Origin of the sequence: Aeromonas veronii bv. veronii, from assembly GCF_000820225.1 — a bacterium.
In the GTDB taxonomy this organism is placed as follows: domain Bacteria; phylum Pseudomonadota; class Gammaproteobacteria; order Enterobacterales; family Aeromonadaceae; genus Aeromonas; species Aeromonas veronii.
Genome location: NZ_CDDK01000019.1, coordinates 9,894 through 35,261, shown reverse-complemented (window position 1 = coordinate 35,261; position 25,368 = coordinate 9,894). Strand labels below are relative to the sequence as shown.

The 25,368-nt window shown below is 60.3% G+C and carries 21 protein-coding genes and 2 pseudogenes; 19 read left to right on the top strand and 4 right to left on the bottom strand.

Annotated elements, in window-relative coordinates; translation table 11 throughout:
• Nucleotides 1-363: 363 nt before the first annotated feature.
• The 3 genes from BN1139_RS09080 (at nt 364) to BN1139_RS09070 (ending at nt 4,125) form a co-directional block, all read left to right on the top strand.
• The gene (locus BN1139_RS09080; protein WP_005350066.1) at nt 364-768 is read left to right on the top strand and encodes a hypothetical protein; all 405 of its coding nucleotides are present in this window, start codon (nt 364-366) and stop codon (nt 766-768) included.
• Nucleotides 769-822: 54 nt separating this feature from the next.
• The gene (locus BN1139_RS09075) at nt 823-2,853 is read left to right on the top strand and encodes a M13 family metallopeptidase (protein WP_005350063.1); all 2,031 of its coding nucleotides are present in this window, start codon (nt 823-825) and stop codon (nt 2,851-2,853) included.
• A gap of 339 nt (nt 2,854-3,192) precedes the next feature.
• Nucleotides 3,193-4,125 (top strand): GGDEF domain-containing protein, encoded by a 933-nt coding sequence (locus BN1139_RS09070; protein ID WP_005350062.1) that lies wholly within the window; start codon nt 3,193-3,195, stop codon nt 4,123-4,125.
• A gap of 98 nt (nt 4,126-4,223) precedes the next feature.
• Here the strand turns inward: BN1139_RS09070 and crr are convergent, their stop codons facing one another.
• From crr to cysK, 4 genes are all read right to left on the bottom strand, one after another.
• Nucleotides 4,224-4,733, bottom strand: a complete 510-nt coding sequence (gene crr, locus BN1139_RS09065; RefSeq protein WP_005338264.1) for a PTS glucose transporter subunit IIA — start codon at nt 4,731-4,733, stop codon at nt 4,224-4,226.
• Nucleotides 4,734-4,775: 42 nt separating this feature from the next.
• Nucleotides 4,776-6,503, bottom strand: a complete 1,728-nt coding sequence (gene ptsI / locus BN1139_RS09060) for a phosphoenolpyruvate-protein phosphotransferase PtsI (protein ID WP_005350061.1) — start codon at nt 6,501-6,503, stop codon at nt 4,776-4,778.
• Between the two features lie 46 nt (nt 6,504-6,549).
• Nucleotides 6,550-6,807 carry an HPr family phosphocarrier protein gene (locus BN1139_RS09055; protein WP_005338266.1) on the bottom strand — a complete coding sequence of 86 codons (258 nt, stop codon included), beginning with the start codon at nt 6,805-6,807 and terminating at the stop codon, nt 6,550-6,552.
• A 441-nt stretch (nt 6,808-7,248) separates the two neighbouring features.
• On the bottom strand, nt 7,249-8,217 hold the full coding sequence (gene cysK, locus BN1139_RS09050) for a cysteine synthase A (protein WP_005350059.1): 969 nt from the start codon (nt 8,215-8,217) through the stop codon (nt 7,249-7,251).
• Nucleotides 8,218-8,376: 159 nt separating this feature from the next.
• Here cysK and BN1139_RS09045 point away from each other — a divergent pair, with 159 nt between their 5' ends.
• From BN1139_RS09045 to exeL, 16 genes and pseudogenes are all read left to right on the top strand, one after another.
• Nucleotides 8,377-9,219 (top strand): AAA family ATPase, encoded by an 843-nt coding sequence (locus tag BN1139_RS09045; RefSeq protein WP_013723987.1) that lies wholly within the window; start codon nt 8,377-8,379, stop codon nt 9,217-9,219.
• A 3-nt stretch (nt 9,220-9,222) separates the two neighbouring features.
• Complete coding sequence (locus BN1139_RS09040; RefSeq protein ID WP_013723988.1) at nt 9,223-10,386, top strand: vWA domain-containing protein; 1,164 nt, start codon at nt 9,223-9,225, stop codon at nt 10,384-10,386.
• A gap of 54 nt (nt 10,387-10,440) precedes the next feature.
• Complete coding sequence (locus tag BN1139_RS09035) at nt 10,441-11,562, top strand: beta-ketoacyl-ACP synthase III (protein WP_005350056.1); 1,122 nt, start codon at nt 10,441-10,443, stop codon at nt 11,560-11,562.
• Between the two features lie 49 nt (nt 11,563-11,611).
• Complete coding sequence (locus tag BN1139_RS09030) at nt 11,612-13,057, top strand: HD domain-containing phosphohydrolase (protein WP_005350055.1); 1,446 nt, start codon at nt 11,612-11,614, stop codon at nt 13,055-13,057.
• 327 nt (nt 13,058-13,384) lie between these two features.
• Nucleotides 13,385-14,953 carry an ExeA family protein gene (locus tag BN1139_RS09025; protein ID WP_013723989.1) on the top strand — a complete coding sequence of 523 codons (1,569 nt, stop codon included), beginning with the start codon at nt 13,385-13,387 and terminating at the stop codon, nt 14,951-14,953.
• Nucleotides 14,953-15,648, top strand: a complete 696-nt coding sequence (gene gspB, locus BN1139_RS09020; RefSeq protein WP_005350053.1) for a type II secretion system assembly factor GspB — start codon at nt 14,953-14,955, stop codon at nt 15,646-15,648. The genes BN1139_RS09025 and gspB overlap by 1 nt, the downstream gene beginning before the upstream one ends.
• 227 nt (nt 15,649-15,875) lie before the next feature.
• Complete coding sequence (exeC, locus tag BN1139_RS09015; protein ID WP_085942171.1) at nt 15,876-16,709, top strand: GspC family type II secretion system variant ExeC; 834 nt, start codon at nt 15,876-15,878, stop codon at nt 16,707-16,709.
• A 21-nt stretch (nt 16,710-16,730) separates the two neighbouring features.
• Entirely contained in the window at nt 16,731-18,770 is a 2,040-nt protein-coding gene (exeD, locus tag BN1139_RS09010) for a GspD family T2SS secretin variant ExeD (RefSeq protein WP_005350051.1), read from the top strand.
• Nucleotides 18,770-20,275 (top strand): GspE family T2SS ATPase variant ExeE, encoded by a 1,506-nt coding sequence (gene exeE / locus BN1139_RS09005; protein ID WP_005338295.1) that lies wholly within the window; start codon nt 18,770-18,772, stop codon nt 20,273-20,275. Before exeD ends, exeE begins: the two co-directional genes overlap by 1 nt.
• A 1-nt stretch (nt 20,276) precedes the next feature.
• On the top strand, nt 20,277-21,497 hold the full coding sequence (exeF, locus tag BN1139_RS09000; RefSeq protein WP_005350050.1) for a GspF family T2SS innner membrane protein variant ExeF: 1,221 nt from the start codon (nt 20,277-20,279) through the stop codon (nt 21,495-21,497).
• Between the two features lie 97 nt (nt 21,498-21,594).
• The gene (gene exeG / locus BN1139_RS08995) at nt 21,595-22,026 is read left to right on the top strand and encodes a GspG family T2SS major pseudopilin variant ExeG (protein WP_005338297.1); all 432 of its coding nucleotides are present in this window, start codon (nt 21,595-21,597) and stop codon (nt 22,024-22,026) included.
• Nucleotides 22,027-22,064: 38 nt separating this feature from the next.
• Nucleotides 22,065-22,637, top strand: coding sequence for a GspH family T2SS minor pseudopilin variant ExeH (gene exeH, locus BN1139_RS08990; RefSeq protein ID WP_005350046.1), 573 nt, complete (start codon nt 22,065-22,067; stop codon nt 22,635-22,637).
• Nucleotides 22,634-22,993 (top strand): GspI family T2SS minor pseudopilin variant ExeI, encoded by a 360-nt coding sequence (gene exeI / locus BN1139_RS08985; RefSeq protein ID WP_005350043.1) that lies wholly within the window; start codon nt 22,634-22,636, stop codon nt 22,991-22,993. The genes exeH and exeI overlap by 4 nt, the downstream gene beginning before the upstream one ends.
• Nucleotides 22,990-23,628 (top strand): annotated as a pseudogene (gspJ, locus tag BN1139_RS08980) (type II secretion system minor pseudopilin GspJ); the annotation flags it as partial. The gene exeI and the pseudogene gspJ, both read left to right, overlap by 4 nt.
• 115 nt (nt 23,629-23,743) lie before the next feature.
• Nucleotides 23,744-24,745 (top strand): GspK family T2SS minor pseudopilin variant ExeK, encoded by a 1,002-nt coding sequence (gene exeK, locus BN1139_RS08975; protein ID WP_005350041.1) that lies wholly within the window; start codon nt 23,744-23,746, stop codon nt 24,743-24,745.
• A gap of 122 nt (nt 24,746-24,867) precedes the next feature.
• Nucleotides 24,868-25,368 (top strand): annotated as a pseudogene (gene exeL / locus BN1139_RS21770) (GspL family type II secretion system protein ExeL); the annotation flags it as partial.

The window sequence follows — 25,368 nt, the reverse complement described above, 5'->3', positions numbered from 1 at the left end:
TATTTCAGGACTAGACACAGTTTATGAAGATAGAGACGGCTATCCACCGCCAGCATGGCTGGCCGCCGCATAACAGACAGCCATCATCCTTGATAAAATATAAAGAGAAATAAAAGTCTAAAAACAAACACTTGCCCTACACCACTACTTACCGCATGGATGAAACCTGCGCCCTTCTCCCCTCACCGCGCCCCCCATACCGCGCTCGCTCCGGCTCCCGGATTTTTATAACTTTTTTTAATTTTATTTGAGTGTCCTCTTCATCCTGTCCATTGCAAAGTGGCGCCATTCCAGCGCCGGGCACTGTGACCACCGCCCGGCTGACACCGACTTGCTCATTTGATAATTGAAAGGATCCGAGAGATGAAACACTCCTTGATGGTAATTGGGTTGGCCGCCTGTGTGGCATTAAGCGGCTGCCAGAATATGGACACCAAGAAAGTCCTGATAGGTGCAGCTGCGCTGGGGGCCATCGGCGCCGCTGGCTATTACGCCGGGAAAAAGCACAGCGATAACAAACACGAGCATGATGGCCAGCATGACGATCGCGATGACCAGCATATGGCCACCAGCAAGATGCCCCGTTACTGCTCGGGGGAAGCGGCCAGCAAATTCCATGTCTCCCCGCGCGATATCACCACCGAGTCGGCAGAAGAGAGCGGTCACAGATACAAGGTCTATGGCCAGTACGAGACCGACGATGATGCGGTCGACTTTACCTGCACCTTCAATCACGACGGTCGCTTCCTCTCGGTCGTTCGCAGCTGATTGGCCAGCGGTTACAGCCAATTCACTACTGGCTCCCCATACAGGACTCTCACGATGAAACAGCAACGCAGCATGATCGCCAGCCTCATTGCGCTGGCCCTGCTTGGCCTCGTCCCATGCGCCGGTGCCACTGGCAGCCACTCCGGGGTGGATCTGGCCAGTATGGATAACAGCGTGCGCGCGGTGAACGATCTGTTTCGCCACGTCAACGGCAACTGGCTGGCCCAGACCCAAATACCGGATGACATGCCGGGGCAGACCATCGGCAATCTGTTGGCGGACAAGTCGCTGGAGGATCGCAAGGTGTTGCTGGAGGAGCTGCTCAAGCGCCCGCAACAGGCCGGAACCCCTCGCCAGCAGATCGCCGATCTCTACGCCAGCTATCTGGATCAGGCCGGACGGGATGCCAAAGGGCTGACCCCCATTCAACCACTGCGCGACGAGATCATGGCCATCCATGATGGCGCCTCGCTGGCCATCTACCTTGCCCGTGTTAACAAGCTGGGCGGCGGTGCTCCCTTTGGTATCGGGATCATGGCCGACAAGAAGCAGCCTGACAGCTACGGGATCTACCTGCAGCAATCCGGCCTCGGTCTGCCGGATCGGGACGACTACCTGAAAGCAGATGCCGCCAGCAAGGCACTGCGGGCCAGCTACGAGCAGTTCATTACCGCCCTGCTCAACCATGCCGGCGTCGAGGGGGCGAGCGAACAGGCTCATCGCATTCTGACGCTGGAGACCCGCCTCGCCAGCCTGCAGTGGGACAGAGTCAAGCTGCGGGATGACAACCTCACCTACAACAAACTCCCCCTCGCCCGCCTCAGTCAGTTGTTGCCTACGCTGGATTGGCAACGCTACCTGACAGAGGCCGGTATCGCCGGGGAAAGGGAGATCATCGTCAGTGAACCGGACTATCTGGAGAAGCTGACCGCCGTGATGCAGGAGACCAGCATCGCGCAGTGGCAATCCTACTGCCTGTTCCATCTGCTACGCACTTATGCGCCCTATCTCGACAGCAAGAGCAATGCCCTGCACTTCGCTTTCTACGGTACGACCCTGAGCGGCATCCCCCGGCAGCGGGAGCCCTGGAAGCAGGCCATGGAGGTGCTGGACGACTATCTGGGTCAGGCGGTGGGCAAACTCTACGTGGAGCGCTACTTCCCGGCCGAAGCCAAGGCACAGATGGCGGCCATGGTGCGCAATCTGATCGCCGCCTATCGCCAGGAGATCGGTGGGCTCGACTGGATGTCTGCTCCGACCAAACAGCAAGCGCTGGCGAAACTGGAGAAGGTACGGGTCAAGATCGGCTATCCCGACCAGTGGCAGGATTACAGCGCAATCGAGATCCGTCCCGATGATCTGGTCGGCAATGCCCAGCGCGCGGCCACGGTGCGTTACAACGAGCACCTTGCCCGCCTCCATCAACCGGTGGATCGGGAGGAGTGGTTCGACAATCCGCAGACGGTGAACGCCTACTACAACCCGAACAACAACGAGATCGTCTTCCCGGCCGCCATACTGCAACCGCCCTACTTCGATCTGAAGGCGGATGATGCGGTCAACTATGGCGCCATCGGCGCGGTCATCGGTCACGAGCTGAGCCATGGTTTCGATGATCAGGGGGCCAAATTCGATGGCAACGGTGCCTTGCACAACTGGTGGGCTCCGGCCGATCTCAAGGAGTTCACCGCCAGAGCGCAAAAACTGGCAAAACAGTACGACCGTTTCGAGCCCATCAAGGGGGAGCATGTCAACGGCCAGCTGACCCTTGGCGAGAACATCGGCGATCTCGGCGGCCTGACCATCGCCCACAAGGCGTACCAGCTCGCCCTAGGCAACCGCAAGTCAGCTGTGCTCGATGGCTTCACCGCCGAGCAGCGATTCTTTATCGGCTGGGCGCAGGTGTGGAAAGGAAAGTACCGGCCCGAGCTCGCTGCCGTTCTGCTCAAGACAGATCCCCACTCGCCGCTGGAGTACCGGGTCAACGGCGTCGTCGCGAATATGCCGGCCTTCTATCGCGCCTTTGCCATCAAGCCGGGAGACAAGCTCTATCTGCCACCTTCCGAGCGTGTGAAGATTTGGTGACCACCAGCAGGGGCCCTGGCCCGAAAAGCTCCAGCAGATGGACCACCTCCACCTGAGCTGAAGATGACCGACACAGGGAGTGTCTGTTTTACCCTGCCTGGTTTTTCCCGACCCACATGTGCCTGACCATGTGGGTTTTTTTGACCCTTTTGCTCTACCCCTTCTCCTCAGCCTGCCCAGCTTTCACCGGATACGGCCACGGCACACAACTCCGCCGTTTTCTCGCCTTTGCCTTTGGCTGAACAACCGGCGGCGTAACCGCTATAAATCGGTTTACCACCAAACAGGTCTGACCTATGGTAAAGCATGTAAAAGATGCATCGTGGAGCCGCTTTTCCTATGAATGACCGAGAACTGCAACAGATCCTGTTTCGCTCCTTCGATGTGATCCCGCTGCCTATTCTGGTGTCAGAATCCATTGCCCGTCACGATGGCTGCTCACCCGACATGATCCCGCAGCGGCGCCACCGCTTTCTGAATAAAGCCTTTATTGAGCAACTGGGCTACAACCTTGACGATCTGCCGGACATGGCCTCCTGGTTTCAGGTCGCCTACCCGGATGAAGGGTATCGCCGCACCATCATCGACTCCTGGCACTCCCAGGTGGAACAGAGCTTGTCGCAAGGGCTGGAGGTCGCCGAAATGCCTGCGCTGATCCGCTGCAAGAGCGGTCAGTCGCGCTGGTTTATCGTCACTGCCCAGCTGGGAGCCGATGCAATCCCGGATGGCCATATCATTACCTTTCGCGATATCCACGACCTGCAGTGCATGGTGGAAGAGGTGAGCCGCCTCTCCTGCACCGATCCGCTCACCGAACTGACCAACCGGCGTGGCGCCCAGCAACAGTTGCAGGCCCTTTGGTTGCAGGGTGAGCCCCTCTCGGTGGTACTGGGAGATATCGACCATTTCAAGCAGGTCAATGACCGCTACGGTCACCCTGCGGGTGATGCCGCGCTCTGCGCCGTCGCCCACGCCATGGCGAGCCAGCTGTTGCCGGGGGAGAGTCTGGCCCGTTGGGGCGGAGAGGAGTTCCTGCTGATCCTGCCTGGTTGCGATATTGAACAGGAGACACGGCGCGCCGAACAGCTGCGTCAGCATGTCAGTACCACCCGCTTGCCATGGCAGGGGAAGCAGCTATCCCTCACCATCAGTCTGGGGTGTGCCAGCATGAAGGGGCAGGAGAGCATCGACTATCTGCTGATGATGGCCGACCGGGCCCTTTATCAGGCCAAGGATCAGGGCCGTAACCGGGTTGTCATCTCGACGGAATAGAGTAATAACCAGAAAGAAAAGCCGACTCGCGGCCATAAAAAAACCGAAGCACAAGGCTTCGGTTTTTTACTGCGCAACTGGCGTGAGCCAGCCGGGCATTACTTCTTGATACGGATAACCGGGGTCTCGCCCACAGTCACGGCACCAGTCATTTTGATCAGCTCTTTGATCTCGTCCATGTTGGAGATGACAACCGGAGTCAGGGTAGACTTGGCTTTCGCTTCCAGAACAGCCAGATCGAACTCGATGATGGTGTCGCCGCGTTTGACCTGCTGACCTTCCTGAGCGATACGCTTGAAGCCTTCGCCTTTCAGTTCAACGGTGTCGATACCGAAGTGAACGAACAGCTCGATACCGGAGTCGGATTCCAGAGAGAACGCGTGGTTGGTCTCGAAAATCTTGCCGATGGTACCATCGCACGGAGCAACCATCTTGTTGCCAGCCGGCTTGATGGCGATACCGTCACCAACGATCTTCTCGGCGAAGACAACGTCAGGCACATCTTCGATCGGCACGATTTCGCCAGACAGCGGAGCAAAGATTTCGATGCCGCCGGTGTCAGAGCTATCGTCGGAAACCAGTTTCTTCAGTTTATCAAACAGACCCATATAAAGCTCCTAGAGATGATTTGTCGCTGTTTGCAGCCGATCTTAGCAGACTGCTTTCTGCTTAATAAAGTTATCTACGCATGCTTCGATTTCAGCGGCGGTGGCAAAGCTCAGTGCTTGATCAGCCATTGCCTTCACATCTTCGAAGTTGGTATTGCGGATAAGCTTCTTGATACGCGGTACAGAGATGGCGCTCATGGAGAACTCATCCAGACCCATACCCAGCAGCAGCAGGGTAGCGCGCTCGTCACCAGCCAGTTCACCACACATACCGGTCCACTTGCCTTCGGCGTGGGACGCATCGATAACCATCTTGATCAGGGTCAGGACGGAGGGTGACAGCGGGTTGTACATGGCGGAGATCATCTCGTTACCACGATCGACAGCCAGGGTGTACTGGGTCAGGTCGTTGGTACCGATACTGAAGAAATCCACTTCCTTGGCCAGATGATGAGCCATCACGGCAGCGGCCGGGGTCTCGATCATGATACCCACTTCGATGGATTCATCAAAGGCTTTGCCTTCGGCACGCAGTTCGGCTTTCAGCGTCTCTACGGTGGCTTTCAGGCTACGGAACTCTTCGACAGAGATGATCATCGGGAACATGATGCGCAGTTTGCCGAAGGCAGAGGCGCGCAGAATGGCCCGCAGCTGAGCATGCATGATGTCTTCGCGGTCGAAGAAAATACGCACGGCACGCCAGCCCAGGAAGGGGTTCATCTCTTTCGGGAAATTCATGTACGGCAGCTCTTTGTCGCCGCCAATGTCCATGGTACGCACGATGATCGGCTGATCCGGCATCGCTTCGGCCACTTCTTTGTAGGCTTTGAACTGCTCTTCTTCGGTCGGCAGCGCGTCACGGTCCATGAACAGGAACTCGGTACGGTACAGACCCACGCCTTCGGCGCCATTGCGGATGGCACCTTCGGTATCCTTGACGGTACCGATGTTGGCGCACACTTCGACCTGGTGACCATCCAGCGTGATGGCAGGCAGATCTTTCAGCTTGGCCAGCTCATCTTTCTCGGCCTGGAACTGAGCCTGGAACTTCTTGGCTTCGGTCAGCTGTTCAGCGGTCGGATTGATGATGATCTGGTTGTTGATCGCATCCAGCACCAGCATGTCACCGTTCTTGACTCGCTCGGTGATGTCGTTGGTGCCTACCACGGCCGGCAGCTCCAGGGAGCGGGCCATGATAGAGGTGTGAGAGGTACGGCCACCGATGTCGGTAACGAAACCCAGCACATATTTCAGGTTGATCTGAGCGGTTTCAGACGGGGTCAGGTCTTTGGCGACCAGGATCACCTCTTCGTCGATGGTGCTCAGGTTGACAACGGCGATGCCCAGTACGTTCTTGACCAGACGGGTACCGATGTCACGGAAGTCGGTAGCGCGTTCGCGCAGATAAGGGTCATCCAGCTCGGCCATCATCTTGGCGTACTGTTCGATCACCTCATAGATGGCTTTGTCAGCGGAAGCCTTGTTGTCTTTGATGAAGGATTTGATATCCCCTTCCAGCTCCTCATCTTCGAGCAGCATGATGTGGCCTTCGAAGATGGCCTCTTTTTCCTCACCGAAGGTGCGACCGGCCATCTCTTTGATGGCTTCCAGCTGGGCAGCTGATTTGGTACGAGCTTCGAGGAAACGGTTGATCTCGGCATCAATCTGGTCAGCAGAGATTTTGCCCTGATTGATAACGATTTCATCTTCTTTAAGAAGAAGCGCCTTACCGAATGCGATACCGGGGGACGCAAGAATGCCAGATATCATAATCCTTCCTATTAAAACGACTGTGGGGGAGGAATCTAAAGCTGGATTACTCCAGCTCGTCCATCAGGGCAACCAGCTTCTCAACAGCTTGCTGAGCATCCGGGCCGTCAGCCTGGATAGTTACGTTGGTACCCTTGGTCAGGCCCAGGGTCTGCAGCTTGAACAGGCTCTTGGCGCTGGCGGACTTGCCACCGGAGACCACAGTGATCTCGCTTTGGAATTCTTTGGCTTCTTTCACGAACTGAGCTGCCGGACGGGTGTGCAGGCCGTTTTCAGCAGTAATAACAACAGACTTCTCGTACATGGTTTCACCCCATATTATTGATATTTTTTGGTGGATTGGTCGTTTTTGAAGCAACCTGACCCACCGTGTCAGTATGGATATGTTGTAAAGTAACGAAAGCAGACCCGCAATGGTTTAATCCAGGTCAAGTTTCTGTGCAGTAATCGGCGCGCTGGTTGGCAATTTTCAGTTATTGGGCTACAAGCCGCATCAGGACTGGCCTGAAATTATTTTATAACGAAAAATAACACTTTGTTACTTTGTGATACCGAGCCAGCAAACACCGCGTGACGCCGCACAGGATATGAGATTTAGAGCGGAATGTCTGCTTTTTTTCTCACTCCGGAACTTGTTATTTTACCCCAAAAAATAAGGATCAAGTGACACTAACAGGGGTTGAGTCTAGCCCATTAAAGAAGCGGCGCTCCTGGGAGCGCCGCTGTTTTGAAAGATTCCGATCAGTTACTGCTGCAGTTCCTGCTCGCCGAACACCCCGGCAAACAGGGCGCTGGAGAGGTAACGCTCCGCCGCACTCGGCAGGATGACCACTATGGTTTTGCCTGCAAATTCCGGCAGCTCGGCAAGACGGCTGGCAGCCACCACCGCAGCACCGGAGCTGATACCGGCCAGGATCCCCTCCTCCTCCATCAGACGGCGGGCCATCTCGATGGCTTCATCGCTAGTCACCTTCTCCACCCGATCGATGAGGGAGAGGTCCAGGTTGCCTGGGATAAAGCCGGCGCCGATCCCCTGGATCTTGTGGGGGCCCGGTTTGATCTCTTCACCGGCCAACTTCTGGCTGATGACCGGCGACTCGGCCGGTTCGACCGCAACAGAGACCACCGCCTTGCCCTGGGTCTGCTTCAGATAGCGGGAGACACCGGTAATGGTGCCGCCGGTACCGACCCCGGCTACGAACACATCCACTTCGCCGTCAGTGGCATCCCAAATCTCGGGGCCGGTGGTCTTTTCGTGGATCTCTGGGTTGGCCGGGTTTTCAAACTGTTGCAACAACACATACTTGCCCGGCTCGGATTCGAGGATCTCGTTGGCCTTGGCAATGGCACCCTTCATGCCGAGCGGCCCTTCGGTCAGCACCAGATTGGCACCGAGCGCCTTGAGCAGCTTGCGGCGCTCCAGGCTCATGGTGGCCGGCATGGTCAGGGTGATGGGATAGCCGCGAGCTGCCGCGACAAAGGCCAGAGCAATACCCGTGTTGCCGCTGGTGGGCTCGATGATCTCCTTACCCTTGGTCAGGATGCCGCGCTTCTCGGCATCCCAGATCAGGTTGGCACCGATCCGGCACTTGACGCTGAAGCTGGGGTTGCGGCTCTCGATCTTGGCCAGCACGCGGCCTTTGGTAACACGGTTGAGACGAACCAGCGGGGTATGACCGATAGTCTGGCTGTTGTCCTCAAAAATTTTGCTCATGGCGCTATCCCTGTGTTTGTTACGACGATGAAACAAGATTACCCTGTGGTTTCTGAATGAGAAGTGACTATTCGTTATAACCATATGGTATTACAACATATAGAGCTTATTCTCTCTGGCCCCTGACTCCGGGAGCCAATCGTCAAAGGAACCGACGTTATGGGATTTTCAGGAAGCAGCCAGTATCTCGCCTCCGATGCATTGAAGATGGCGGTCAATGCCGCCATCACCCTCGAGAAACCGCTGCTGATCAAGGGGGAGCCGGGCACCGGCAAGACGGTGCTGGCGGAAGCGGTCGCCGACCATCTCGGCACCGACCTCATTGCTTGGCATATCAAGTCCACCACCAAGGCCCAGCAGGGACTCTACGAATATGATGCGGTGGCCCGGCTGCGGGACTCCCAGCTCGGCGACCCCAGAGTGGCCGATATCAGTCACTACATTCGTAAAGGCAAGTTGTGGCAGGCTTTTAGCGCCGAGCAGCGACCTGTGCTGCTGATCGACGAGATCGACAAGGCCGACATCGAATTCCCCAACGATCTGCTGCTGGAGCTGGACCGGATGGAGTTCGACGTCTACGAGACCGGCGAGCGAGTCAAGGCGCGCCAGCGGCCGGTGGTCATCATCACCTCCAACAACGAAAAAGAGCTGCCGGATGCCTTCCTGCGCCGCTGTTTCTTTCACTATATCCGCTTCCCCGACAAGGCCGAGATGCAGGCCATCGTCAAACTCCACTACCCCGACCTAAAGGAGAGCCTGCTTGGCGAGGCGATGGACCTCTTCTTCGAGCTGCGCGAGGTAGAGGGGCTGCGCAAGAAACCCTCCACCTCGGAGCTGCTGGACTGGATCCGCCTGCTCTTGGCCGACGATATCGCCCCCGAGGCGATGCGCGCCCGCGAGCCAGGCAAGCTGGTGCCCGCGCTATATGGCGCCCTGCTCAAGACCGAACAGGATTTGCATCTGTTCGAGAAGCTCGCCTTTCTGGCCCGGCGCGGCAGCTGACCCATGCTGATCGACTTTTTTACCCACCTGCGCCGCCACAAGCTCCCCTGCAGCCTGCGCGAACTGCTGGACTTGCACGCCGCGCTGGCGGCCCGGCTGGTCACCATCGATATGGACGAGTTCTACCAACTCTCCCGCTGCCTGCTGGTAAAAGACGAGGCTCACTATGATCGCTTCGATCGCGCCTTCGCCGAATACTACGAGGGGCTGGAAGCCATCCCCCTGCTGCCGGAAAGCCTGCCCGAGGAGTGGCTGCGCAAGGAGTTCGAGCGACTGTTGAGCCCAGAGGAGAAGGCGCTGCTCAAATCCCTCGGCGGACTCGACAAGCTGCTGGAAACCCTTAATCAGCGGCTGAACGAGCAGAAAGAGCGCCACGCCGGCGGCAACAAGTGGGTAGGAACCGGTGGCAGCAGCCCGTTTGGCCACGGCGGTTTTCACCCGGAAGGGATCCGCATGGGAGGAGAGGGCCAGCATGGCAAGGCGGCCAAGGTGTGGGAGGCCCGTCACTATCGCAACTTCAGCGACGACTCACCGCTCGGCCAGCGCGCCATCCAGCTGGCACTGCGCAAACTCAGACGCTGGGTGCGCAAAGGCAATCCCGACGAGCTGGATCTCGACGACACCATAAAAAGTTCTGCCCGCCAGGGCTGGCTCGATGTGAAGCTGCGGCCCGAGCGCCACAACGGGGTCAAGCTGTTGGTTTTCTTCGATGTGGGAGGCTCCATGGATGCCCACGTTGCCGAGGTGCAGCGCCTCTTCTCCGCGTTGCGCCACGAGTTCAAGCATCTGGAGTACTTCTATTTTCACAACTGCCTCTACGACTTCGTCTGGAAGGATAACGAGCGCCGCTTTGAGGAGCGGTTCGATACCCTGCGCCTGCTGCGCACCTATGGCAGCGACTACCGGGTGATCCTGGTGGGGGATGCCACCATGGGCCCCTACGAGATCACCTGGCCCGGCGGCAGCGTCGAGCAGTGGAACGAGGATTCGGGTCAGGTGTGGCTCACCCGATTGCAGCAGCACTTTCCCAAACTGGTGTGGATCAATCCCACCCCGCGGCGGGAGTGGCTCTGGCATCCCTCCATCAAACTGATGAATGACGTGGTTGGCGGACGGATGCATCCGCTGACCTTGGCGGGTCTCGCTGCAGCGATCGACCAGCTGTAACCCTCTCTACCCTATAAACCGACAAGCCGGGAACGCACCCGGCGAGGAGCAAAGATGACCTCTATCGTGATCAGTGGCTCAGGCCTCTATACCCCACCCTTTGCCGTCAGCAATGAAGAGCTGGTGGCCGCCTTCAACCAGTATGTGGATCTCTACAACGAGGAGAACGCCTCCGCCATCGACGCCGGCCAGCTCCCCGCCAAGCAGCACTCCAGTTGCGAGTTCATCGAGAAGGCCTCCGGCATCAAGAGCCGTTATCTGGTGAGCCGCGAAGGGGTACTCAACCCCGACATCATGCAGCCGCTACTGGCGGAGCGGCCCGACGAGATGCCCTCCATCATGGTGGAGATGGCGGTGGCTGCCGCCGAGCAGGCGCTGATCGCCGCCGGCCGCGAGCCGGGTGAGATCGACCTGGTGATCGTGGCCGCTTCCAACATGCCGCGTCCCTACCCGGCGCTGGCCATCGAGCTGCAACACTATCTGGGGGCGAGCGGCATGGCCTTTGACATGAACGTGGCCTGCTCGTCTGCCACCTTCGGCATCAAGACAGCCGCCGACATGCTGGCGGCTGGCACCGCCAACGTGGCGATGGTGGTCAATCCGGAGATCTGCTCGGGGCACCTCAATTTTCGCGATCGTGATAGCCACTTTATCTTCGGCGATGCCTGCACCGCGGTGCTGCTGGAACGGGAGGCCGATTGCAAGGTGGCCAATCCGTGGCAGCTGGTAGCCAGCAAGCTGGTGACCCAATACTCCAACAACATCCGCAACAACTTCGGCTTTCTGAACCGGCTGAGCCCGCGTACCCGCTACAGTGACGACAAGCTGTTTCGCCAGCAGGGACGCAAGGTGTTCAAGGAGGTATTGCCGCTGGTGTGCGACCAGATAGCCAACCAGCTCGATGAGCAAGGCTGGCCCGCCGAGAGCCTGAACCGGCTCTGGCTCCATCAGGCCAACCTCACCATGAACCAGTTCATCGGCCGCAAGCTGCTCGGTCACGATGCCAGCCAGCAGGAGGCGCCGGTCATTCTTGATAGCTATGGTAATACCAGCTCGGCGGGTTCCATCATCGCGTTTCATCTGTACAATCGCGACCTTCCTGCGGGGGCTTGCGGCGTACTGTGCTCCTTTGGCGCTGGCTACTCCATAGGTAGCCTGCTGCTGCGGCGCCTGTAATGGCGGGCCTCCCGCCGACATAACAATAACCAGCAACATGGGTGGGAATATGCAGAGGATCACGGGGCGCTGCGCCCTGCACTACGGGGTAACCCTGTCACTATTTTGTCTCTATGGCTGGCAGGTTTGCCCGTTTCTCGAGAGTCTCACCCTGCCCCAGTTGCTGGGGCCAACCCTGGTGACGTTCGCCATCATGTTCGCCGTGCGCAATTGGCTGCTTTCAAGGCGGCCCTTGGCGCGCAACGGGCTGGACAGGTTTGGACTGGAGGTGGGTTTCTACCTGCTGGGAGCACTGCTGCTGTCGGGCTACAACGCCCTGGCCCACGACTTCCCACTGGAGAGTCACCTCAAGGTGCTGCTGGGGATGACCACCCTCGGCTTTCTGGTGGCGGCCGATCTGACCCTGGAGCGGGATTGGAATCGGGCCAGAACACGGCAAGCCGAGCAGAGCCTGGCACTGAGCCACCCGCTGGCCATGCCGCTGCCACGCAAGTTCACCCTCTTTACCCTGGCGACCCTCACCCTGCTGGGGGGCGTCTTCTTCTTGCTGTTCAACAAGGATCTGGAGTGGCTGGTGACGGTGGAGCGCAGCCTGCCGAGGGTCGATGCCCAGCACTACATCCTGTGGGAGATCGCCTTCGTGATGACGGTGACCTTCTGTTATCTCGCCCTCATCATCCACGGTTATGGTCGCAATCTCGGCCTATCCCTGCGCCAGCAGACCAGCACAATGGCCAGAGTACAGTGTGGTGACTTCGACGCCCGGGTGCCGGTCACCCGGGATGACGAGTTTGGCCTTATCGCCGCCAGCACCAATCAGATGATCGGCGAGCTGAAATCCCGCAGCGACGAGCTCAACCTGACCCGCGACGTGGCTATCCTCGGCCTCGCCTCGCTGGCGGAGACCCGGGACAACGAGACCGGCGCCCATATCATTCGCACCCAGCACTACGTCAAAGCGCTGGCGCAATACCTCAGTCGCAGTGATTGGGATCGCTATCCGCTCGATGACGCCACCATCGACCTGCTGTTCAAGTCGGCTCCCCTGCACGATGTGGGCAAGGTGGGCATTCCCGACGCCATCCTGCTCAAACCGGGCAAGCTGACCGACGAGGAGTTCGCCATCATGAAGCGCCACCCGCAGATCGGCGCCGATGCGCTGGCGAGTGCCGAGGCGCAGCTGGGCTCCAACTCCTTCTTGCGGCTGGCCCGGGAGATCTCCCTCACCCACCACGAGAAGTGGGATGGCAGCGGCTATCCGGCAGGGCTGGCGGGTGAGGCGATTCCCCTCTCCGGGCGTTTGATGGCGGTAGCGGATGTCTACGATGCCCTCATCTCGAAGCGGGTCTACAAACCTGCTTTCAGCCATGAGGAAGCGAAGGAGATCATCGTGAAGGGGAGCGGCAGCCATTTTGATCCCGGCATTGTCGCGGCGTTTCTCGCCTGTGAAGCGCAGTTCAGGGAGATTGCCGCGCAGTTTCAGGATCACCACTGAGCAAGTACATGCCGACCAGCTTGCCCTGATGGCTGACAGGGCAACCGGTGTCATAAATTGTACACAAACAGGTCTGGCGATCGCCGACTCAGCGCCATGCTGACGGCCTTTTCCACGCCGCGCCCATATTGATATTTCCCTTTATTTACAGCTATTTTTTGTCATTTTGTGATCTGGATTCGTGCCAATGACGCAACCGGGATCACAAGATGGCAGGAAAAGGCCGCAATTTGCCCTCCGGCGCCAATGATGGCTTCCAATGAAAGCGAGGTTTGCTATCATCCGGAGACATTTTTCATCTGTCGCCGGCTACAAAAGAATACCCTCATGTACACACAGTTCTTCGGCCTCTCGGAACACCCGTTTTCCATCTCGCCCAATCCCAAGTACCTCTATATGAGCGAGCGCCACGGCGAAGCCCTTGCTCATCTCAACTATGGATTGCAGGATGGCGGCGGCTTTGTGCTGCTGACCGGCGAAGTGGGCACCGGCAAAACCACCGTCTCCCGCTGCCTGCTGCAACAGCTGCCCGCCGAGACCGAGATCGCCTATATCCTCAACCCCTCTCTGACCGAACGGGATCTGCTGGCCGCCATCTGCGACGAGTTTCAACTCCCCTATCCCGAAGATGCCGGGCTCAAGCGGCTATTCGACCTTATTCGCGATCACCTGCTGGCCAACCTGGCGGCAGGCAAGCGCAGCGTGGTGCTGGTGGATGAGGCGCAGCACCTGCTGCCCGGCGTACTGGAGCAGCTGCGTCTGCTCACCAACCTCGAAACCGACGAACGAAAACTGCTGCAGGTGGTGCTGATCGGTCAGCCCGAGCTGCAACAGATGCTGCGCCAACCCCTGCTGCGCCAGCTGGCCCAGCGCATTACCGCCCGCTATCACCTGCTGCCGCTCTCTCACAGCGATGTGGATGCCTACGTCCGCTTCCGGCTGCAGGTCGCGGGTTGCGTGCAGCCCATTTTCACCCCGCGCGCCATCAAGACGCTCCATCGCCTGAGTGGCGGCATCCCCCGTTTCATCAACCTCATCTGCGACCGCGCCCTGATCGCCGCTTTCGCCCGTGGCAGCTACAAGATTGTCCACAGCGATATCAGCCAGGCCGCCTTCGAGGTCAATGGCGTTCGGGACGAAGGAAGCTGGGCCTCCGGTCTGATGGTGACGCTGGCGGGCGCCCTGCTAGTGGCAGCAGGCTGGTGGGGCTGGCAATTTTTCGGCGTGTTCCCCACCCGTCCGGTAGTCAAGGTCGAGGTGCCGGTCACCATCGACGAGACCGCCGAGCAGCAGGAGCAGCTGACCGAGGCAATCAATCAGGCCATCGACCCCGACAGCGCCATGCAGAATCTCTATCGGGTCTGGGGTTATGAACCGGAACCGTTCGAAGCAACCTGCGATAACGCCCCCCGTGCCGGTCTGCGCTGTCAGGAGGGAGAGGCAAGCCTCGACGAGCTGCGCGCCCTGCAGTATCCCGCCATGATCACGCTCACTGACCAGACTGGCGGCCTCTACTACGCGACCCTGGTCAATCTGGGGCCGGGCAAGGCCAGCCTGATGATCGGCGACCAGAGCTGGCAGGTGGATCGCCAGTGGCTCAGCGACAACTGGGGCGGCAGCTACACCCTGCTCTGGCGCATGCCGAAAGGGGGCGTCAGCCTGATCGCCAGCAATGCCGGTCAGACCCAGATCCAGTGGCTCGACAACGCCCTGAGCCGTGCGCTGCAGCAACCCGAACGCAAGGTGCGCCGTTTCGATGGCGAGCTCAAGAACAAGTTGCAGCAGTTCCAGCGGGATCAGGGGCTGACCCCTGATGGCATCGCTGGCAGCAACACCCTGCTGCGTCTCAACGCCCTCTCCGGTGAACCCATGCCCAGACTGGAGGAGGCCTCCTGATGTCTACCCTGCTCAAGGCGCTGCATCGTGCGCAGCAACCGCAACTCTCCGCCCATATTCCGGCCATGGGCTTGCCCATGCCCCGGGAAGAGGAGCGCAGCCCACGCCGCATCGGCTGGCTGCTGGCTCCCCTGGCCTTGCTGCTGGGGGCGGGCGCCAACTATGGCTGGCATCTGATCCACCTGCGCCCCATCGAGGAGAAGGTGGAGGTGAAAGAGGTGATCACTCCACCCTTCGGGCGGGTTGAACCCAAGGCAATGGTGACCCGTCCGCTGCCCCCGCCCCTGCCGGAGCCAGTGGTCCAACCCAGAGCAGTGGCCAAAAACGAGGGGACCAGTCAGGGAAATACCCCCGCGCTGAGTCTGGCCGAGCAGCTGATGAAAGCCCTCAATGAAACCCCATTGCAGGAGACGCCACACGCCACCGGCCAGAACAACGTGCAACCGGCCCAGTTGATGACGCTGGGCTCGGCACCCCAGTCGGTGCGCCAGCAGGTACCGCAATTGAGCTATGGCTCTCATGTGTTCTCCTCCAACCCCGCCAAGCGAGCCGTGGTGCTCAATGGCCGGGAATACCGGGAGGGGAGCGAAATCGCCCCGGGGGTCGTGCTCGCCACCATCGACCAGCAATACATAGTGCTGCAGGTCGCCGGACAGAGCGTGACCCTCAAGGCGCTGCAGGATTGGCGAGGATGAGTACGCACCGAGCCCTGATGTTCGCAGGCAAGCCGGATGCACCTCACCTGAGTGCCACTTTTGTGAGCATTCAAAGGTTTACGGTGTGATGAAATATCCATTTTTACGGTTTGGCGCGCCCCGACCCGTTGTGTCATAGCCACCGGCCGTACACAATACGCAGCCGCCCCAGAGCCTGGAATTTGTTGATTAATATGACGCTACGATTCAGGGATGACATCTTGACCATGCTGCTGGCCCAGTGCCGGCGGCTTCCCATGACCAGAGTCACCCAGGTGGCCTTTCTGGCGCTGTTGATCATGCTGGCCCAGCAGAGCGCCGCCCTCACCTGGCGTCTGCTCACCCTGGCAAGCCCGCAAACCAGTCAACCGTGGCAACCCTCCGCCGTGGCGGTCAACGGCCAGAACAACCCGCGCCTTGAACTGGGCGAGGTGAGCCGACTGGCGCTGTTTGGCAAGGCGATCCCCAAGGCGCAGGCCAAAGCCGCCGTGGCCGCCAATGCGCCGCGTACCCAGCTCAATGCCCAGCTCAACGGGGTGCTGGCCAGCTCGGATCCCGCCAAATCCATCGCCATCATCGCCATGTCCGGCATCCAGAACTCCTATGGGGTCGGTGACATGATTGACGGCACCCAGGCGCGGATCCGGCAGGTCTATCCGGATCGGGTGATCATCGAGCGAGATGGCCGCGACGAGACCCTGATGCTGGATGGCGAGGAGTATGGCAAGCCGCTGCCGCAGACCAACGCCGCCCCCCTTGGATCCCTGCGCAGCGAGCTGATGGCCGATCCGGGCAAGATCACCGATTACCTCAATATTTCACCGGTTCAGGTGGATGGCCGCATGACCGGCTATCGCCTCAATCCGGGCAGCAATCCTGAGTTTTTCAACCAGAGCGGGCTGCAGGCCAATGACCTGGCCATCAGCATCAACGGGCTGGATTTACGGGACAACATGCAAGCCATGCAGGCGATGCAGCAGATGGCTGGCGCAACGGAAATGACAGTGACCGTCGAGCGACAGGGCGAACAGTTCGACATCTATGTGCGCTTGTCAGAATAATGATTTGGAGTCGTACCAATAATGACCACTAAAGGGAAAAGCTGGCGTCTGGCCACTATCGCAGCGGCACTGATGATGACGGGCTCAGCTTGGGCCACCGAATACTCTGCCAGTTTCAAGAACGCCGACATTGAAGAGTTCATCAATACGGTGGGCAAGAACCTCAATAAAACCATCATCATAGAGCCCTCGGTACGCGGCAAGATCAACGTGCGCAGCTACGACCTGCTCAATGAGGAGCAGTACTACCAGTTCTTCCTGAGCGTGCTCGACGTCTACGGCTTTGCCGTGGTGCCGATGGACAATGGGGTACTCAAGGTGCTGCGCTCGCGGGATGCCAAGACCTCCGCCATTCCGGTGGTGGATGGCAGCAACCCGGGCTCCGGCGACGAGATGGTGACCCGGGTAGTGCCGGTGCGCAACGTCTCGGTCCGTGAACTGGCGCCGCTGCTGCGCCAACTCAACGACAACGCCGGTGGTGGCAACGTGGTGCACTACGAGCCCTCCAATGTGCTGCTGATCACCGGCCGCGCCGCCGTGGTCAATCGTCTGGTAGAGGTGGTGAACCGGGTCGACCGCGCAGGCGATCAGGATGTGGACATCATCAAGCTCAAGTTCGCCTCGGCGGGGGAAATGGTGCGGCTGGTGACCAACCTCAACAAGGATGGCAACCCCCAGGGCGGCACCGCCTCCCTGCTGCTATCCCCCAAGGTGGTGGCCGACGAGCGCACCAACTCTGTGGTGGTGAGTGGTGAGCCCAAAGCGCGTGCCCGCATCATCCAGATGGTGCGCCAGCTCGACCGCGACCTGCAAAGCCAGGGCAACACCCGGGTCTTTTACCTCAAATATGGCAAGGCCAAAGACATGGTCGAGGTGCTCAAGGGGGTCAGCTCCAGCATCGAGGCCGACAAGAAGGGCGGCGGCGCAACCACAGGTGGCGCCAGCATCGGCGGTGGCAAGCTGGCCATCTCAGCCGACGAGACCACCAATGCGCTGGTCATCACCGCCCAGCCGGACGTGATGTCCGAACTGGAGCAGGTGGTGGCCAAGCTCGATATCCGCCGCGCCCAGGTGCTGGTGGAGGCGATCATCGTTGAGATGCAGGATGGCGACGGCCTCAGCCTTGGCGTCCAGTGGGGCAATGCCAACGGCGGTGGCACCCAGTTCACCAACTCAGGTCTGCCTCTCGGCAGCGCTATTGCGGCGGGCAAGGATTACCAGAATGGCAAGACCGACACCGCTGCCGGTCTGCTGAAAGAGTTCAACGGCATGGCCGCCGGTTTCTATCACGGCGACTGGGCCATGCTGGCCACGGCGCTGGCCTCCAACACCAAGAACGATATTCTCTCCACCCCGAGTATCGTCACCATGGACAACAAGGAGGCCTCCTTCAACGTCGGTCAGGAGGTCCCGGTCCAGAGCGGTTCGCAAAGCTCCACCACCAGCGATCAGGTGTTCAACACCATCGAGCGCAAGACGGTGGGCACCAAGCTGGTGGTGACCCCGCAGATCAACGAAGGGGATTCGGTGCTGCTCAATATCGAGCAGGAGGTCTCCAGCGTCGCCCAGACCCAGGCGACCGGTACTGCCAACCTTGGCCCCACTTTCGACACCCGTACCGTCAAGAATGCGGTGCTGGTCAAAAGCGGCGAAACTGTGGTACTGGGCGGTTTGATGGACGAACAGACCAAGGAGCAGGTCTCCAAGGTGCCCTTGCTGGGCGATATCCCGGTGCTGGGTTATCTGTTCCGCTCTACCTCCAACACCACCTCCAAGCGCAACCTGATGGTCTTTATCCGGCCGACCATCTTGCGTGATGCGGACGTCTATACCGGTGTCTCCAGCAACAAATACAGCCTGTTCCGCGCCGAGCAGCTCAATGCCGCCTCGCAGGAGGGGTATCTCACCTCCCCCGCCCGTCAGGTATTGCCTGCCTATGGCCAGGATGTGATGGTGTCGCCCGAGCTGCAAAAAGAGATCCAGAAGCAGATCAACGAGATGCGGAGCAGACAGCAGAACACTGTCGAGACCACCACCCCGTTTGTGCAGAGTAAGCCCTGATGAGTGCCTACCATCTGGATGGAAGCGTCGGGCCTGCGCCACTGCCCGAGCTCCCCTTTGTCTTTGCCCGCAACTTCGGGGTGATCCTGATTGAGCGGGACGGCGCCCCCGTGCTGCAGTGCCGCCCCGGCGTCACCCCGCAGGCCCTGCTGGAAGTGCGGCGGGTCGCGGGGTGCAGCTTCGCGGTGGAGCAGCTCGACAACGAGGCCTTCGAAGAGCTGCTGATGGCTCACTACCAGCGCGACTCCTCCGAGGCGCGCCAGCTGATGGAAGATCTTGGCAACGAGATGGACTTCTTCGCCCTGGCCGAAGAGCTGCCGCAAAGCGAAGATCTGCTGGATGCCGACGACGATGCCCCCATCATTCGCCTCATCAACGCCATGCTGAGCGAGGCGATCAAGGAGGAGGCCTCCGATATTCATATCGAGACCTTCGAGCGGGCACTGGTCATTCGTTTTCGCATCGACGGGGTGCTGCGGGAGATCCTGCGCCCCCATCGCAAGCTTGCCTCACTCCTGGTCTCGCGGATCAAGGTGATGTCGCGGATGGATATCGCCGAGAAGCGGGTGCCGCAGGATGGCCGTATCTCGTTGCGTATCGGCGGTCGCGCCGTCGACGTGCGGGTCTCCACCATGCCGTCCAGCTACGGCGAGCGGGTGGTATTGCGTCTCTTGGACAAGAACAACGTGCGCCTCGAGCTCAAGCAGTTGGGGATGACCGCGGCCAACCGCACCATCATCAGCGAGCTTATTCGCAAGCCCCACGGCATTATTCTGGTCACCGGCCCGACCGGTTCCGGTAAATCCACCACCCTCTATGCGGCGCTGTCTGAAATCAACTCGCGGGATCGCAACATCCTGACCGTCGAAGATCCCATCGAATATGACCTCGAAGGGGTGGGCCAGACCCAGGTCAACACCAAGGTGGACATGACCTTCGCCCGCGGCCTGCGCGCCATCCTGCGTCAGGATCCGGATGTGGTGATGGTGGGGGAAATTCGTGACCTCGAAACCGCCCAGATCGCGGTGCAGGCGTCGCTGACCGGTCACCTGGTGATGTCGACCCTGCACACCAACACCGCCATCGGCGCCATCACCCGGATGCGGGACATGGGGATCGAGCCCTTCCTGCTCTCCTCGTCGCTGTTGGCGGTGCTGGCCCAGCGGCTGGTGCGCACCCTCTGCCCCGATTGCCGCGCCCCTCGCCCCATCACCGAGCAGGAGCGCCTCGCCATGGGCATCGAGCTGGCTCCCGATCAGCAGGTGTGGCGTCCGGTAGGCTGCGAGCTGTGCAACCACACCGGCTACCGTGGCCGGACCGGCATCCACGAGCTGGTGGTGATCGACGAAGCGGTGCGAGAAGCCATTCACAGTGCCAGCGGCGAGCTCGCCATCGAGCGGCTGATCCGCGGCCACACCCCCAGCATCCGCCGTGACGGCATCGACAAGGTCCTCAAGGGGCAGACCAGCCTCGAAGAGGTGCTGCGCGTGACCCGGGAAGATTGAGATGGCGGCATTCGAATACAAGGCCCTCGACAACAAGGGCCGCAGCAAGAGCGGCGTGATGGAGGGCGACTCGGCCCGTCAGGTACGCCAGCTGCTGCGCGAGCAGGGGCTCACCCCCCTCGAAGTGAACGAGACCACCGAGAAGGCGAAACGGGAAGCGACCCGCTTCGCCCTGTTTCGGCGCGGTGCCAGCACTGCCGAGCTGGCTCTTATCACTCGCCAGCTGGCGACCCTGGTTGGGGCCGGTCTCACCATCGAAGAGGCACTCAAGGCAGTGGCCGAGCAGTGCGAGAAGGCCCACTTGCGCTCTCTGGTAGCGACCGTGCGCAGCAAAGTGGTGGAAGGCTATTCGCTGGCCGACTCGCTGGGGGCCTTCCCCCACGTGTTCGACCAGCTGTTTCGCTCCATGGTGGCAGCCGGTGAAAAGTCGGGCCATCTGGAGAAGGTGCTCAACCGCCTCGCCGACTACACCGAGCAGCGCCAGCATATGCGCACCAAGCTGCTGCAGGCGATGATCTACCCCATCGTGCTCACCTGCGTCGCCATCGGGGTTATCTCGATCCTGCTTACCGCCGTGGTACCCAAGGTAGTGGCCCAGTTTGAACACATGGGCCAGCAGTTGCCGGGCACCACCCGCTTTCTCATCGGCACCAGCGAGCTGATGCAGGCCTACGGCCTCTGGTTCCTGCTGCTGATCTTCCTTGGCAGCTTTGTCTGGCGCTGGTGGCTCACCAATGAAAAGCGTCGCCGACGCTGGCATCAGGTGCTGCTCGGTCTGCCGGTGATTGGCCGGGTCAGCCGCGGTCTCAACACCGCCCGCTTTGCTCGCACTTTAAGCATCCTCAACGCCAGTGCGGTACCGCTGCTGGAGGGGATGAAGATCTCCGGCGAAGTGCTCTCCAACGACTTTGCCAGAATGCGCATTCTCGAGGCTGCCGAACGGGTGCGCGAGGGGACCAGTCTGCGCAAGTCACTGACCGAGACCAAGATTTTCCCGCCCATGATGCTGCACATGATCGCCTCCGGCGAGCAGAGCGGCGAGCTCGACAGCATGCTGGAGCGGGCGGCAGACAACCAGGATCGGGAGTTTGAATCCCAGGTCAACATCGCCCTCGGGGTGTTCGAACCCATGCTGGTGGTCTCCATGGCCGGGGTGGTGCTGTTTATCGTGATGTCGATCCTGCAGCCGATCCTCGAGCTCAACAATATGGTGAATATGTAAGTTTCCGGTGTTCGGTGGCGCCGCTGGCGGCCCCTCGAACCCACCCAGTGATCACTCTCTGATGGGCCATCCCATCTCATTCGTTACGGAGCAACTCATGAACAAACGTCGTCAATCCGGTTTTACCCTGCTGGAAGTCATGGTGGTCATCGTGATCCTCGGCATTCTGGCCAGTCTGGTGGTGCCCAACCTGATGGGCAACAAGGAGAAGGCTGACCAGCAGAAAGCGGTCTCCGATATCGTGGCGCTGGAAAATGCCCTCGACATGTACAAGCTGGACAACAACCGCTACCCGACCACCGAACAGGGTCTGGACGCGCTGGTGACCAAGCCTTCTATCGATCCGGCGCCGCGCAGCTACCGCGATGGCGGCTACATCAAGCGCCTGCCGCAAGATCCCTGGGGCAACCCGTACCAGCTGCTGAGCCCGGGCCAGTTCGGCAAGATCGACATCTTCTCCATGGGTCTGGATGGTGAAGCCGGTACCGATGACGACATCGGCAACTGGAACCTGAAGGATTTCCAATAAGTGATATGTCGCCACCGCACTCCTTGTGAGCTGACTGCATGAAGCGATCTCTCTCCTTTCATCGCCAATCCGGCTTTACTCTGCTGGAAGTGTTGCTGGTCGCCATGCTGATGGGACTAGTGGCCACCGCCGTCACTCTCAGCATGGGAGGCGCCAGAGGAGATCGGGAGCTGGACAAGCAGGCGCGTCGCCTGATGGCGACGCTGCAGCTGGCGCAGGAGTATGCGGTGATGGATGGTCGGCTGGTAGGCATTCGCATCGAGGATAACGGCTGGCAGTTTATGCAGCGTCAGGCCAAAGATCGCAAGTGGCTGGCCCTGACTGGCGACAAGCAACTGGGGCCGGTGCAACTGGCCGAGAACATGACGCTGGCGCTGGAGCTGGAAGGCTTTGGCTGGCAGCCGGACTCCGACGAGAAAACCGAACAGAAGCGCGACGAGAAGGAGCGCACGCCGCAGTTGCTCATCTTCCCAGGCGGCGAGCTGAGCCCGTTCGTGCTCACCTTCACCCAGCAGGATGACGATGCCCGCTACACCCGCATCGTCAAGGGGGACGAGTTCGGCCGCCTCACCCTGCTCACCGGCGATGAAGATGAAGAGGTGAGCGAATGAAAGCCCGGGGCATGACACTACTCGAAGTCATGGTCGCACTGGCCGTCTTTGCCATCGCGGGTCTCGCGGTAATGAAAACCGCCAGCGAACACCTCTCGGCCCTCAACTATCTGGAGCAGAAGACACTCGCCACCTGGGTGGTAGAGAACCAGCTGGTGCAGCAGAAGCTCGAGAACAAGTGGCCCGGCGACAGCTGGGTGGAAGGGGATGAGCAGATGGCGGGCAGCACCTGGTACTGGCGCTATCGCGGCGTCGCCACCGCCGACAACAACTTCCGGGCGCTCGATATGGAAGTGCGCACCGAGGCCAAGGCCGAGAACCCGGTCGCCATGATGCGGACCTATATCAACCGATGATCCCGAGCAACACCCGCCCTTCCCGTCACCGTGGTTTTACCCTGCTGGAGATGCTGGTGGCCATCGCCATCTTCGCCACTCTCAGCATGGGCGCTTATCAGGTGCTGCAGGGGGTACTCACCAGCGACGAGGTAGCCAAGCGCAAGGAGGCCCGCCTCAACGAACTGCAGCTCGCCTTCACCCTGCTGGAGCGAGATATCACCCAGATGGTGCCGCGCAGCGGTCGCATCGAGGGGGAGAACAACAAGGTGCTGCTGGCGGCTTCCCGGTTCGGCCAGCAGAGCGATGACTGGGGCATGGCCTTTATGCGCAGCGGCTGGCTCAACCCGGACGGCATGCTGCCCCGCTCCCATCTGCAGCGGGTCGGCTGGCGTCTCAAGGATCAGAAGCTGGAGCGCCTGAGCTACCTCTATCCGGATCCGGTGATCGGTACCGAGCCACGCATCCAGCCGGTGTTAGCGGGAGTCACGGCGTTTCGCCTCTACTTCTTCGACAAGGGCAACTGGAAAGAGGAGTGGAGCCAGCGCAGCGTGCTGCCCCACGGGCTGGCGGTAGAGCTGGATCTGGAAGATTACGGCACCATTCGCCGTCAGTTCCTGATTGGTGCCGGAGGCCAGCGCGCCGAAGAGAACAGCCAGAGCAGCAACCCCGACCAAGGGGGTGGCAGCAACAGCAACAACAACGGGAACAGTGGCGGCAACGGCAATACCAATAGCGGTAATGGTGACAACCAGAGCGGAGGGGGCGCCAATGCGGGCTAATCTCGCCGCCCCCGGTCGCCAGCGCGGCATGGCGCTGCTGGTGGTGCTGCTGATCCTCTCGGTAATGGTGATCATCGCCAGCAATATGAGCGGCCGCCTGCAGCTTGAGCTGCGCCGCACCGCCAACATCACCACAGGCAAACAGGCATGGTGGTATGCCCTCTCGGCAGAGGCGCTGGTGAGCAAGGTGCTGACGCAGGATTTCAAGGACAATCCCGAGGTGGTCAACCTCAGCCAGAACTGGGCCCGCAAGAATACTGTGTTTCCGGTGGACGATGGCCAGCTCAAGGGCGAGGTGACCGACCTGCAATCCTGCTTCAACCTCAACAGCCTGAGCGTGGCCTCCAAGGCGGGGAGCGGCGAGGAGCTGGCGCAGCAACCCTATCCGGTGCAGGTGTTTCGCGAACTGCTCAAACAGCTGGCGATGGATGATTACGAGGCAGCCCAGCTCACCGATGCCATCCGTGACTGGACCGACAAGGATACGGTGCTGGTCTCCAGCCTTGGTGCAGAGGACGCCTATTACGAGGGGCTCAAGCCACCCTATCTGACCGCCAACCAGTGGATGCTGGGCAAGGATGAGCTGCGGGCGGTGCGCGGGGTGACGGCCAAGGTCTATGCCAAACTGGCCCCCTATGTCTGCACCCTGCCCAACGACAAGTTGAAGATCAATATCAATACCCTTGCCCCCCAGCGCCCCGAGCTGCTGGTCGCCCTCTATCTGGGTACTATCGGGCTGGATGACGCCAAGCGGGTGCTGAACGAGCGGCCACAGAAGGGGTGGAAAGAGAGCAAGCTGATGACAGACATGCTCGCTCCGGTCGATTCGGTGAAAGGACTGAAAGATGCACTGGTGGTCAAGAGCGACTTCTTCGAAGCCCGAGTCGTGGCCGAGGTCGGCGATAACCGGGCCTGGCTCGAAACCCTGTTCCAGCGGGGCAAGGACAATAAACTGGTGATGCTGCGCCGCCTCAGTAGCGGCGCCGAATAAACAGCGCACCTGCAGGCCATCGCCCGCGGGTACGAGAGATGTTGGATGCAGCCTGCGGGCTGCGCACCGGTTGCCAGGGCGCACAACGCCCTTTGCAAACCGGTATCGCAGGAGAGAGATGCGTGAGCGAAAGTCTGGTCATCCGACTGGGGACCAATAAACAACAACCCGTAGCCTGGCTGGTCTGGTCGAGTCAGGAGCAGGAGATCATCGCCTCCGGCACCCTGCCCTCGGCCGATGCCCTGAGCGAGCTGCAGGAGCGGGCCGGTGGCCGCCCCGTAGTCACCCTGGTGCCGGGCAGCGATCTGATCTTCCGGCGCGTCACCCTGCCGGGTCGCTACAACCGCCAGTCGGCAGCGGCCCTCCCCTACCTGCTGGAGGAGCAGATCGCCTCCGACGTGGACGAGCTCCATCTGGTGGTGCTGGCCCACGAAGGGCAACAGGTCGACCTGATGGCGGTGGATCGGCAGAAGATGGCCGAGTGGCTCGGCTGGCTCGATGCCGCTGGCCTCAAGAGCCTGCAACTGCTGCCCGATGTGCTGGCGCTGCCACAGGCCGCTGATGGCTGGTCTGCCCTGCAACTCGGCAGCGAGTGGCTGGTACGCCAGGGCCCCTGTCAGGGG

What these genes read in the sequence shown, in the direction of transcription:
- BN1139_RS09080 (WP_005350066.1), top strand. Translation starts at nt 364, where the DNA reads ATGAAACACTCCTTGATGGTAATTGGGTTGGCCGCCTGTGTGGCATTA.
- BN1139_RS09075 (WP_005350063.1), top strand. Translation starts at nt 823, where the DNA reads ATGAAACAGCAACGCAGCATGATCGCCAGCCTCATTGCGCTGGCCCTG.
- BN1139_RS09070 (WP_005350062.1), top strand. Translation starts at nt 3,193, where the DNA reads ATGAATGACCGAGAACTGCAACAGATCCTGTTTCGCTCCTTCGATGTG.
- crr (WP_005338264.1), bottom strand. Translation starts at nt 4,733, where the DNA reads ATGGGTCTGTTTGATAAACTGAAGAAACTGGTTTCCGACGATAGCTCT.
- ptsI (WP_005350061.1), bottom strand. Translation starts at nt 6,503, where the DNA reads ATGATATCTGGCATTCTTGCGTCCCCCGGTATCGCATTCGGTAAGGCG.
- BN1139_RS09055 (WP_005338266.1), bottom strand. Translation starts at nt 6,807, where the DNA reads ATGTACGAGAAGTCTGTTGTTATTACTGCTGAAAACGGCCTGCACACC.
- cysK (WP_005350059.1), bottom strand. Translation starts at nt 8,217, where the DNA reads ATGAGCAAAATTTTTGAGGACAACAGCCAGACTATCGGTCATACCCCG.
- BN1139_RS09045 (WP_013723987.1), top strand. Translation starts at nt 8,377, where the DNA reads ATGGGATTTTCAGGAAGCAGCCAGTATCTCGCCTCCGATGCATTGAAG.
- BN1139_RS09040 (WP_013723988.1), top strand. Translation starts at nt 9,223, where the DNA reads ATGCTGATCGACTTTTTTACCCACCTGCGCCGCCACAAGCTCCCCTGC.
- BN1139_RS09035 (WP_005350056.1), top strand. Translation starts at nt 10,441, where the DNA reads ATGACCTCTATCGTGATCAGTGGCTCAGGCCTCTATACCCCACCCTTT.
- BN1139_RS09030 (WP_005350055.1), top strand. Translation starts at nt 11,612, where the DNA reads ATGCAGAGGATCACGGGGCGCTGCGCCCTGCACTACGGGGTAACCCTG.
- BN1139_RS09025 (WP_013723989.1), top strand. Translation starts at nt 13,385, where the DNA reads ATGTACACACAGTTCTTCGGCCTCTCGGAACACCCGTTTTCCATCTCG.
- gspB (WP_005350053.1), top strand. Translation starts at nt 14,953, where the DNA reads ATGTCTACCCTGCTCAAGGCGCTGCATCGTGCGCAGCAACCGCAACTC.
- exeC (WP_085942171.1), top strand. Translation starts at nt 15,876, where the DNA reads ATGCTGCTGGCCCAGTGCCGGCGGCTTCCCATGACCAGAGTCACCCAG.
- exeD (WP_005350051.1), top strand. Translation starts at nt 16,731, where the DNA reads ATGACCACTAAAGGGAAAAGCTGGCGTCTGGCCACTATCGCAGCGGCA.
- exeE (WP_005338295.1), top strand. Translation starts at nt 18,770, where the DNA reads ATGAGTGCCTACCATCTGGATGGAAGCGTCGGGCCTGCGCCACTGCCC.
- exeF (WP_005350050.1), top strand. Translation starts at nt 20,277, where the DNA reads ATGGCGGCATTCGAATACAAGGCCCTCGACAACAAGGGCCGCAGCAAG.
- exeG (WP_005338297.1), top strand. Translation starts at nt 21,595, where the DNA reads ATGAACAAACGTCGTCAATCCGGTTTTACCCTGCTGGAAGTCATGGTG.
- exeH (WP_005350046.1), top strand. Translation starts at nt 22,065, where the DNA reads ATGAAGCGATCTCTCTCCTTTCATCGCCAATCCGGCTTTACTCTGCTG.
- exeI (WP_005350043.1), top strand. Translation starts at nt 22,634, where the DNA reads ATGAAAGCCCGGGGCATGACACTACTCGAAGTCATGGTCGCACTGGCC.
- exeK (WP_005350041.1), top strand. Translation starts at nt 23,744, where the DNA reads ATGCGGGCTAATCTCGCCGCCCCCGGTCGCCAGCGCGGCATGGCGCTG.